Source organism: Laedolimicola sp. (assembly GCF_051972735.1).
Taxonomy (GTDB): Bacteria; Bacillota; Clostridia; order Lachnospirales; family Lachnospiraceae; genus Laedolimicola; species Laedolimicola intestinihominis.
The window spans coordinates 1-9,336 of the sequence record NZ_JBOKYU010000064.1 but is presented as its reverse complement, the minus strand read 5'-3'; the positions used below and the strand labels follow the sequence as shown (position 1 = coordinate 9,336).

The window sequence follows — 9,336 nt, the reverse complement described above, 5'->3', positions numbered from 1 at the left end:
ATATTATCCAATGCTATCTTTTTTTAAGGATCACATTTTATGAACGAATACATCTGGGAAACCGCCGAGGAACTGGACAAAAAAATTGCCGATCGGGTGCGCCTTATCCGAAAGCGCCGCTCTATCTCTCAGGAAAAACTGGCGCAGATCAGCGGCGTCAGCTTCGGCTCTGTGAAACGCTTTGAAACCACCGGACAAATCTCACTTCTCTCATTGACCAGGATTGCCATGGCACTGGATATGGCAGACGATTTGAGACAGCTTTTTACCGAGGTTCCCTATCGGAACATTCAGGAGGTTATCAATGAAAACAAATAAAGTCATTCAGGTACTTTATGACGAAAGGCTGGTAGGCACCCTTGCCCTGACAAGCGCACATAAGGCCGCATTTGAATATTCTGAGGAATGGCTGGAGACCGGCTTTCCCGTCAGTCCCTTTTCGCTTCCGCTGAAGCGCCAGGTTTTTCTTCCATCCAAAGATTATTTTGGTGGACTATTCGGCGTATTTGCCGACAGCCTGCCGGACGCCTGGGGGCGCCTTCTGCTCCAGCGTTTATTAAAACAGCAGGGGGAAAATGCGGATCGTCTCACGGTTCTCGACCGTCTCGCTATTGTAGGTTCTTCCGGAATGGGCGCGCTTACCTATCAGCCGCAGTATGATCTTTGCGCGGAACCGGAACTGGATAACCTGGACGTTCTGGCCCGGCAATGTCAGAAGATCCTGAATACCGAATTTTCCGATAAGCTGGATGAATTATACCGTCTGGGCGGAACCAGCGGCGGCGCACGGCCTAAAATCATGACGCAAATCGACGGTGAATCCTGGATTATCAAGTTTCCCGCCCATGTGGACGGCCCGGACGCCGGATTTATGGAATATCAGTACGCTCTGTGCGCGAAGCAATGCGGCATTACCGTAAGTCCGTTCCGCTTATTTTCTTCTGATGTATGTAAAGGCTATTTCGGGACGAAACGCTTTGATCGCGTCATGGCTTTCTCCGGTGAAAAACGTATCCATATGCTGACAGCTGCTGCTCTTCTGGAACTGGATTTTGAGCAGCCAAGCCTTGATTACCACAGTCTGATGAAGCTGACGAAGATTTTGACCCGTGATAATCCTCAGGATCTGGAAAATATGTATCGCCGCATGTGCTTCAATGTCTTCGCCCACAACCGGGACGATCATTCAAAGAATTTTACCTATCTTTACGACGATACCACCGATTCCTGGCGGCTGAGTCCGGCCTACGACCTGACCTACAGTAATACTTACTACGGCGAGCACACTACGACCGTCGATGGCAACGGGCGAAATCCCGGCCTGAAAGAATTGGTTGCTGTCGGAACTGCTGCCGGTCTGAAAGCTGATTTGTGTAAAACCATTGCATCTGAAATTGATACCTGCGTAAAAGAAATGCTTGGGGCATATGTTTTGTAACTTTTCCAACCGTTTTTCTTCTTATTTTGTAACTTATCTATCTTTTGTAAATAATTGGATACAAAAACAGGACACAGCATTTGCCATGTCCCGTTTTTTTCATCCGTACTTTTTTATTTTTCCAGCCTTCCGCAGGCTTCCATCTTCTCTCGAAGCTCTGCAGCCAGCTCTGGCGTAAAGCTTCCCTCTTTCGCTCTCCAGCGCCAGTTTTCGCCCACCGTGGATGGCGTATTCATGCGGGCTTCGCTTCCCAGTCCCAGGATATCCTGCGCCTGGACGATGGCAAGCTCTGCCCGGCTGTTCCAGATGGCAGCGAGCATAGCCCGGGCCGTCGCCTCATCCTCTGTCTCATGGAGATATTCCCTGGCGTAGGCCACATCCTCCGCCGGGGCCGTCTTCAGCCAGCCCAGCGCCGTGTCGTTGTCGTGGGTTCCCACATAGGCCACGCAATGCTCCGGATAATTCTCCGGCAGATAGGCGCTGCCGCCCCCGTCCCGGCTGTCAAAGGCAAATTCCAGTACCTTCATTCCCGGAAAGCCGCTGTCCTTCAGAAGCTGATGGACCGACTCTGTCAGATAACCCAGATCCTCCGCAATGATCCGCTGCGGCCCAATCTGATCCTCCACTGCCCGGAACAGAGCGATTCCCGGTCCCTGCTTCCAACGCCCGCCCCGGGCCGTTGTATTTCCATAGGGAATCGCATAGTAGGAATCAAAGCCCCGGAAATGGTCAATCCGCAGGATGTCGTAGACCTTGCAGAGATACTGAATCCGTCTGACCCACCAGTCGTAATCGTTCTTTTCCATATATTCCCAGTCGAATAGAGGATTTCCCCAGAGCTGTCCGTCTGCGGAAAAGCCGTCCGGCGGACAGCCGGCCACTTCTTTCGGATTCCGGTTCTCGTCCAGCTGGAACATCTCCGGATGTGCCCACACATCCACGCTGTCCAGGGACACATAGATGGGCAGATCTCCAATCAGACGGATTCCCTGCTCATTGGCATAAGCGCGAAGCTCCTCCCACTGCCGGAAGAACAGATACTGAAGCACCTTCCAGAAGCGGATCTCCTCGGCATACCGAAGCTCGATTTCCTCAGCCGAAAGGGTTTCCCACTCCTGCCAGGACGCTCCTCCATGGGCGTGCTTCATGGCCATGAAACGGGCGTAATCTCCCAGCCAGTAATCATTGTTCGCGCAGAATTCCGGATAATCCGAAGGGATCCGCGTAAGGAACCGCTCTGCGGCCTTCCGCAGAATCGGATAACGCTTTTCGTACAGGACGCCGTAATTGACCTTCTCCGGCGCGCTCTCCCAATCCACCTCTCCATACTCCTGCCATTCCAGAAGTCCGTCTGCCTCAAGCAGCTCCAGATCGATAAAGTAAGGATTGCCCGCGTAGGTAGAAAAGGACTGGTAGGGAGAATCCCCGTAGCTGGTGGGACAGATGGGAAGCAGCTGCCAGTAGCCCTGGCCCGCCGCCTTCAGAAAATCAATGAATTCCCGCGCCGGTTTTCCCATGCTGCCGATTCCGTAAGGACTCGGCAGGGAAGAGAGGTGCATCAAAATTCCACTGCTTCTCACCGGCCATCACGCTCCTTTTTCCACAAGATAGGGTTTCAGATCCTCCTGAAGCTTTTCATCCCCGTCCGTATAGGCACAGAGATCCAGCGGGTGGGTCAAATCCAGGGAAAAGATACCCATAATGGATTTGGCGTCAATGGTATAGCGTCCCGACACCAGATCAAAATCATAGGGATAGCGGGTAATGGTATTTACAAAGTCTTTTATTTTTTCAATGCTGTTCAATAAAACGGTATATTTCGTCATCGTGATTTTCCTCCTGACTGCCCGATTTTTAATCCTAATGACAGATGATAGCTTCCGTCTCCGCGTCAAAGACATGAATTTTGTTCACATCCAGAGCCAGCTTCGCCACGTCCTCCGCGCGGATTCCGGTACGGGACGGCACTCTGGCTACCAGCTTCTGTCCGAAGCAGGTCAGATACAGATAAATCTCAGATCCCATCATTTCCGCCAGGTCTACCTTCGCCTCGATATTGGAAGCATCGGAGATAGCCAGGAAGGATTCCTCCGCGTGAATGTCCTCCGGGCGGATGCCCATGATAACCTCTTTACCCACATAAGCCAGGAGCTCCGGCTTGTTTACCGGAATCCGGTAATCGCCGAATACCAGTACAGTTCCGGCAGCCTCCTTCTCCACCTTCACGTTTACAAAATTCATCTGGGGAGAACCGATAAAGCCTGCCACAAACTTGTTGCAGGGATAATTGTACAGGTTCTGGGGCGTGTCTACCTGCTGGATGATACCGTCCTTCATGACTACGATACGGTCGCCCATGGTCATCGCCTCGGTCTGATCGTGGGTTACATATACGAAGGTGGTCTGCAGACGCTTATGTAATGCGGCGATCTGGCTTCTCATCTCGGTACGGAGCTTGGCGTCCAGGTTGGACAGGGGCTCGTCAAGCAGGAATACCGCAGGGTTCCGCACCATGGCGCGGCCCAGTGCCACACGCTGTCTCTGTCCGCCGGACAACGCCTTGGGCTTCCGGTCCAGGTACTCTGTCAGGCCCAGAATCTCGGCTGCCTCGCGCACCTTTTTGTCAATCTCGTCCTTGGGCGTGCCGTGAAGCTCCAAGGCAAAGGACATATTTTTGTATACCGTCATATGGGGATACAGGGCATAGCTCTGGAATACCATCGCGATATCCCGATCCTTGGGCGCCACATCGTTCACTCTTCTGTCGCCGATGAACAGGTCGCCTGAGCTGATCTCCTCCAGACCCGCAATCATACGGAGAGTCGTGGACTTTCCGCAGCCGGACGGTCCGACCAGCACGATAAATTCCTTGTCGTGAATTTCCAGATTCAAATCCGGAACCACTGTATTTTTATTGTCATAGGTTTTCACCACATGCTTAAATGTAATATCTGCCATTTTTCTTCCTCCTTACCATGTCCGCCCGGAGCGTACACCGTAATTATTCCATATCTTCACCGTTACCCATCTTATCTTCTGTTCTGTCTTAGCGGGCGATTTTCGCCGCGCTCTCTCCCTCCACGATATCAAAGGGAAGAAGCTCATGCACCGCCGGACGCTCTCCCGCAATGTCCGAGAGCAGAATTTCCAGGCTCCGGTCAGCAATCCTTTCTCTGGCCTGGCGCACCGTAGTGAGCCGCGGAGAAAGATAATTTCCCAGTTCAATTCCGTCAAAGCCCATCACTGAAACGTCCTCCGGTACCCGAAGTCCCCGGTCCCGGATAGCGCGGATAGCGCCCACTGCCAGTACATCTGCCATGGCAAATACCGCGGTCAGATCCGGCATTTGCTCAAACAGCTGCTCCATGGCGTGATAGCCCTCCTCCATGGAAAAGAACGCCGACCGGTATTGCCGACCGGGCTCCAGCTTCATGCCCTGCTCCGCGAAGGCCTTTTCGCAGCCCTTGTACCGGGTATGGGCCGCATGGGACTTTTCCATATAACCGCCCAGGATACCGATGTTCCGGTGGCCCAGCTTCAAAAGATGCGCTACCGCTGCCTGCGCGCCTGCCTCGTCGTCCGTACTGACACTGGAGAGATTGTCAAAGCCCAGCTCCGCCGCCGAGTTGGTAACCAGCACGCAGGGAATCTCCAGCCGGTCAAACCGCTCTTTGAAGAACTCCAGATCGCTTCCCAGAAAGAGAATCCCCAAGGGATGCCGCTCCAGGCACACCCTTTCAGCCCGCTCTACCTCATTTTCCTCCTCACCGATATAGTAGATGAAGGAAGCGTACTTTTTCTCACTTATAAGCCGTTGCAGCCGCTCCACGATGGAAGCGAACAGCATATTCTGGGAACCCTTTACGATAATCGCGATTCCGCTGCTGGCCTGCTGCTTCAGGTGCTTGGCGTTGCTGTTTAGTTTGAAATGGTGCTTTTCTACCACCGCCATAATGGTCTTTCGCGCTTTTTCCGATACGTCCGGATGATTATTGAGCACACGGGACACCGTGCCCACCGCGTATCCGGACTCCTTCGCAATGTCTTTGATTGTCATCTGTATGTTTATCCCTTAACTGCTCCCGCAGCCACTCCTTTGATAATGTGTTTCTGGCCCAGCAGATATACGATAACAATAGGAATTACGGTTAACATAATACTTGCCATCATGGGACCCATCTCTACCTTACCATAACTTCCGCGGAAATACTGGATCAACATGGGAATGGTCTTATAATTCTTAATATCCAGTACCAGGGTCGGCAGAAGGTAATCGTTCCATACCCACATGGCCTCCAGGATTCCTACGGATACCAGGGTCGGCTTCAGCATGGGAAGCACAATCAGGAAGAAGGTCTGCAACGGATTGCAGCCGTCAATCATGGACGCTTCCTCTACCTCCAGGGGAATGGATTTCATAAAGCCCGCGAACATGAAAACCGCCAGACCCGCTCCGAAGCCCAGGTAGATAATCCAGATATTCCAGGGCTTGTTAAGGTTTAAGGAATCCGCTGTCTGGGACAGGGTAAACATCACCATCTGGAAGGGTACTACCATGGAAAATACAAACAGGTAATACAGAATCTTTGACAGCTTTCCCTTTACCCGGGTGATGTACCAGGCGCACATGGAGCAGCAGATAAGAATCGCCGCCACAGAGGTGATGGTAATCAGAAGGCTGTAGCCTAAGCTCTGTAAAAAGCCCTTGGAGGCAATCGCGTTGGCGTAGTTTGCCAGACCTGCGAAGGTGTCCGCCGTCGGCAGGGTGAACGCGCCGGAGGTGGTAATCGCCGTCTCCCTCTTTACAGAGTTAAAGAGAATCATGACGATCGGATAGACGTACAACAGCGCCAGAATGCTCAGGAACACTACCATGACGGTATCCTGTATCTGTTTTTTCTTTCTCATCTTACTGCTGCACCTCCCTCTTACGTGTAGCCCGCAGCTGGAGCACGGAAATTACGATAACCAGCAGGCAGAACAGTACAGCCTTGGCCTGGCCGAGACCCTTCCACTGGGCTCCTGCCCTTGCGTAGAAGGTCTGATAAATGTTCAGCGCCAGCATCTCTGTCATATGGTTCGGATCTCCTCCGGTCAGTGCCAGGTTCTGGTCAAAGAGCTTGAAGGAATTGGTCAGCGTCAGGAATACACAGATGGTAATAGACGGCATAACCATAGGAAGCTTCACCTTCCATAAAGTCTGCCAGGGCGTCGCTCCGTCGATCTGGGCTGCCTCCAGCAGGTCATCGGAGACGTTCTGCAGTCCCGCAATATAGATGATCATCATGTAACCAATCTGCTGCCAGCACATGAGGATAATCAGTCCCCAGTAGCCTGCGGAGCTGTTTAGTGCCAAAAGCGGCTGTCCTACGATGGAAAGCACACAGTTGATCAGAATCTGCCAGATATATCCCAGCACGATACCGCCGATCAGGTTCGGCATAAAGAAGATCGTACGGAAAATATTGGTACCCTTAAGCTTCCGTGTCAGAAGCAGCGCCAGCGCAAAGGCAATGACGTTAATCAGCACAATGGAGGCCACCGCGAAGAGTACGGTAAACTTAAAGGAGCTTAAAAATGTAAGGTCGGAAAAGATTTTTTTATAATTTCCAAAGCCTGTGAATTTCGCGTTTTTTACTGTCGTGAACTGGCAGAAGGACAGATACAGTCCCTCAAAGAAGGGAATGATAAATCCAATCGTAAAAGCCAGAAGCGTGGGCAGTACAAAAAGGGGCGACCAGCGTTTGATCGCTTTTTCCATGATTCTGCACTCCTTTCTGAGTTAAAATTGAGTAGAAAAAGGGCAGGCAAGTATTGACTGCCCGCCCCTTAAAATAGTTTTTCTTTTACTGGCCGTTCGCCATCTGGTACTCGGTTGCCCATCCGTCAACGAATGCGGATACAACGCCTGCCCAGTTTGCGTCGGTCTGGTCTGCTGCGTATGCGGTCAGAGCCTGGCCTACGCCGTTCTTCCACTCCTCAGAGGGCATGGTGGTGAAGTTCCAGGATACCGGAGTCTTGCCTTCTGCGGTGTACTCTGCGTCCTGCTTTACAAACAGGTTCTTGGATTCCTGCGCGCCCTTGAACGGAATAACGAAGCCCATCTCATCAGCCATGGTCTTGGTTCCCAGCTCAGAGGTTACACACCAGTTCATGAAGTCCAGAGTTGCCTTAATATCTGCCTCGTCTGCCTGGTTATTTACACACCAGTAGTTCTCTGTACCGGTGCAGAGACCCTGATTTGCCTCGTCGCCAGCGCCGATATAAATCGGAATCATAGCCAGGTCGTCATCGGTATAACCGCCGTCGCCTGTCAGGTTCGCGTACTCCCAGGAACCATTCTGGAAGAAGACTGCGTCGCCTGCCAGGAACTCGTTTCTGGAGTCGTCGCCGGTCTTAGCAGAAAGCTCCTTCGGATCGCAGGTGCTGTTGTTGATGTACAGATCCCACATATCGCGGTAGTTGTCCAGGTAGGTTCCCTTGATAGCGTCTGTGCTGCTGATACCATCGGTCTGATACTCAAAGTAGATCGGCAGGTTTGCCAGATGGGTCTTGAATCTCCAGTCAGAGGAACCGTCCATACCTGCAGAGGTAAATGCCGCAAAGCCAAGCTCAGAGGAGCGTGCTGTGATATCCTCAGCTACCTTTTTCAGATCCGCAAAGGACTGGATATCGTCGATAGTGTAGCCTGCTTTCTCCAGCAGTGTCTTATTTACAATCAGTCCATAGGACTCGATTACATATGCGATGCCGTATACGGTGTCGTCTTCCTTCAGCGCGTAGTTATCGCTGGTCAGCTGTCCGTAGATATCGGAGCCTGCCAGATCGTAGCAGTAATCCTTCCAGTTTGCCAGACCCACCGGTCCGTTTACCTGGAACAGGGTCGGAGCGCCGCTCTTGCCCATCTCACTCATCAGAGTGGTCTCATAGTTACCGGATGCCGCTGTTACAACAGTTACCGGTACGCCGGTCTCGTCGGTATAAGCCTTTGCCAGGTCCTGCCACTGCTGATCCTGCTCCGGTTTGAAATTCAGATAGTATACAGAGCCTTCTGCTCCGCTTGCTTCTGTGGTATCTGCCTTCGTGTCTGTAGATGTAGAGGTGTCTCCTCCGTTGGAAGATCCGCCGCAGCCTGCCAGCATGGAAACTGCCAGAGCGCCGCTCAGTGTCAGGGCTAAGAGTTTCTTGTTCATAATGATTTCCTCCCGTTCATGGTAGAATTCCTTATTGGAATCCGTTTTGGAAACGTTTCATTGGAAACGTTTCCAGTTCTTATGCTTCTATCATAGTCTCTTTCACGAAAAAAAGCAAGAAGTTTTTTCTACTCCTTGCTTTTTTCGTCAGTTTTACAGATTATTGGGTCTGCTTTTTGTGCATTTTTTCACTAGATCCACTCACAATCACCGCCGGTGACTGCCAGGCTTAAGAGTCCATCCATTCTTTCTATCTCTTCCTCACCCTCCAGCTTATCGATCAGCTCTGCCGTATCCATCATGTCTTCCATAGATTCGTCCGGCCCGATCTCATAATCGATATCCATCGCGCAGTCCGGACATGGGATCCGCTGCATGGTCTGCAGGGATAAAAAGCGGTTGCCACATTTTTTACATTCATAGAAGCCGCATTCTTTGGTTCCTTCCGGTACATAGTACATATTTATCTGCCTCCCTGTCTCTAATGTCTCATATTGTAACCAGAAATTCCCGTAACGTCAATTATTTTAAAGAAATTATCTGGACACGTATCAGTATACACGGCCTACGCTTTCGCCCAGATTATGTTGCCAATGCGGATAGGCCATGCGTACTCGATTCCGGAATTTCGAAGCTCCACATCGAAGGGATGTCCGGCCGCATATAATCCGCAATCCGGCGCAAACATAACATTATCGCCAATAT

10 protein-coding genes are annotated in these 9,336 nt (G+C 51.5%); 2 read left to right on the top strand and 8 right to left on the bottom strand.

Features of this window, described 5'->3' with window-relative positions; all coding sequences use genetic code 11:
• Window positions 1–39 precede the first annotated feature (39 nt).
• The gene (locus ACTRC3_RS11000; RefSeq protein WP_178039996.1) at window positions 40–318 is read left to right on the top strand and encodes a helix-turn-helix domain-containing protein; all 279 of its coding nucleotides are present in this window, start codon (window positions 40–42) and stop codon (window positions 316–318) included.
• Window positions 305–1,438: a type II toxin-antitoxin system HipA family toxin gene (locus tag ACTRC3_RS10995; protein ID WP_440323092.1), complete on the top strand. Its 1,134-nt coding sequence runs from the start codon at window positions 305–307 to the stop codon at window positions 1,436–1,438. Before ACTRC3_RS11000 ends, ACTRC3_RS10995 begins: the two co-directional genes overlap by 14 nt.
• A gap of 113 nt (window positions 1,439–1,551) precedes the next feature.
• On the opposite strand, the gene malQ is transcribed toward ACTRC3_RS10995, so the two are convergent.
• From malQ to ACTRC3_RS10955, 8 genes are all read right to left on the bottom strand, one after another.
• Window positions 1,552–3,018: a 4-alpha-glucanotransferase gene (malQ, locus tag ACTRC3_RS10990; protein ID WP_440323091.1), complete on the bottom strand. Its 1,467-nt coding sequence runs from the start codon at window positions 3,016–3,018 to the stop codon at window positions 1,552–1,554.
• A 6-nt stretch (window positions 3,019–3,024) separates the two neighbouring features.
• The gene (locus tag ACTRC3_RS10985) at window positions 3,025–3,264 is read right to left on the bottom strand and encodes an HPr family phosphocarrier protein (protein ID WP_440323090.1); all 240 of its coding nucleotides are present in this window, start codon (window positions 3,262–3,264) and stop codon (window positions 3,025–3,027) included.
• Between the two features lie 34 nt (window positions 3,265–3,298).
• Window positions 3,299–4,396: an ABC transporter ATP-binding protein gene (locus ACTRC3_RS10980; RefSeq protein ID WP_440323089.1), complete on the bottom strand. Its 1,098-nt coding sequence runs from the start codon at window positions 4,394–4,396 to the stop codon at window positions 3,299–3,301.
• Window positions 4,397–4,484: 88 nt separating this feature from the next.
• Window positions 4,485–5,495: a LacI family DNA-binding transcriptional regulator gene (locus tag ACTRC3_RS10975; RefSeq protein WP_440323088.1), complete on the bottom strand. Its 1,011-nt coding sequence runs from the start codon at window positions 5,493–5,495 to the stop codon at window positions 4,485–4,487.
• A gap of 8 nt (window positions 5,496–5,503) precedes the next feature.
• Entirely contained in the window at window positions 5,504–6,346 is an 843-nt protein-coding gene (locus tag ACTRC3_RS10970) for a carbohydrate ABC transporter permease (protein ID WP_186873767.1), read from the bottom strand.
• Window position 6,347: 1 nt separating this feature from the next.
• Window positions 6,348–7,199 (bottom strand): carbohydrate ABC transporter permease, encoded by an 852-nt coding sequence (locus ACTRC3_RS10965; RefSeq protein WP_158362550.1) that lies wholly within the window; start codon window positions 7,197–7,199, stop codon window positions 6,348–6,350.
• Window positions 7,200–7,284: 85 nt separating this feature from the next.
• Window positions 7,285–8,631, bottom strand: a complete 1,347-nt coding sequence (locus tag ACTRC3_RS10960; protein WP_440323087.1) for an ABC transporter substrate-binding protein — start codon at window positions 8,629–8,631, stop codon at window positions 7,285–7,287.
• A gap of 191 nt (window positions 8,632–8,822) precedes the next feature.
• Window positions 8,823–9,092 (bottom strand): hypothetical protein, encoded by a 270-nt coding sequence (locus ACTRC3_RS10955; RefSeq protein ID WP_349164350.1) that lies wholly within the window; start codon window positions 9,090–9,092, stop codon window positions 8,823–8,825.
• Between the last annotated feature and the right edge of the window lie 244 nt (window positions 9,093–9,336).

Excerpts from the sequence above, each read along its gene's own strand:
- ACTRC3_RS11000 (WP_178039996.1), top strand. The coding sequence starts at position 40 with ATGAACGAATACATCTGGGAAACCGCCGAGGAACTGGACAAAAAAATT.
- ACTRC3_RS10995 (WP_440323092.1), top strand. The coding sequence starts at position 305 with ATGAAAACAAATAAAGTCATTCAGGTACTTTATGACGAAAGGCTGGTA.
- ACTRC3_RS10985 (WP_440323090.1), bottom strand. The coding sequence starts at position 3,264 with ATGACGAAATATACCGTTTTATTGAACAGCATTGAAAAAATAAAAGAC.
- ACTRC3_RS10980 (WP_440323089.1), bottom strand. The coding sequence starts at position 4,396 with ATGGCAGATATTACATTTAAGCATGTGGTGAAAACCTATGACAATAAA.
- ACTRC3_RS10975 (WP_440323088.1), bottom strand. The coding sequence starts at position 5,495 with ATGACAATCAAAGACATTGCGAAGGAGTCCGGATACGCGGTGGGCACG.
- ACTRC3_RS10970 (WP_186873767.1), bottom strand. The coding sequence starts at position 6,346 with ATGAGAAAGAAAAAACAGATACAGGATACCGTCATGGTAGTGTTCCTG.
- ACTRC3_RS10965 (WP_158362550.1), bottom strand. The coding sequence starts at position 7,199 with ATGGAAAAAGCGATCAAACGCTGGTCGCCCCTTTTTGTACTGCCCACG.
- ACTRC3_RS10960 (WP_440323087.1), bottom strand. The coding sequence starts at position 8,631 with ATGAACAAGAAACTCTTAGCCCTGACACTGAGCGGCGCTCTGGCAGTT.
- ACTRC3_RS10955 (WP_349164350.1), bottom strand. The coding sequence starts at position 9,092 with ATGTACTATGTACCGGAAGGAACCAAAGAATGCGGCTTCTATGAATGT.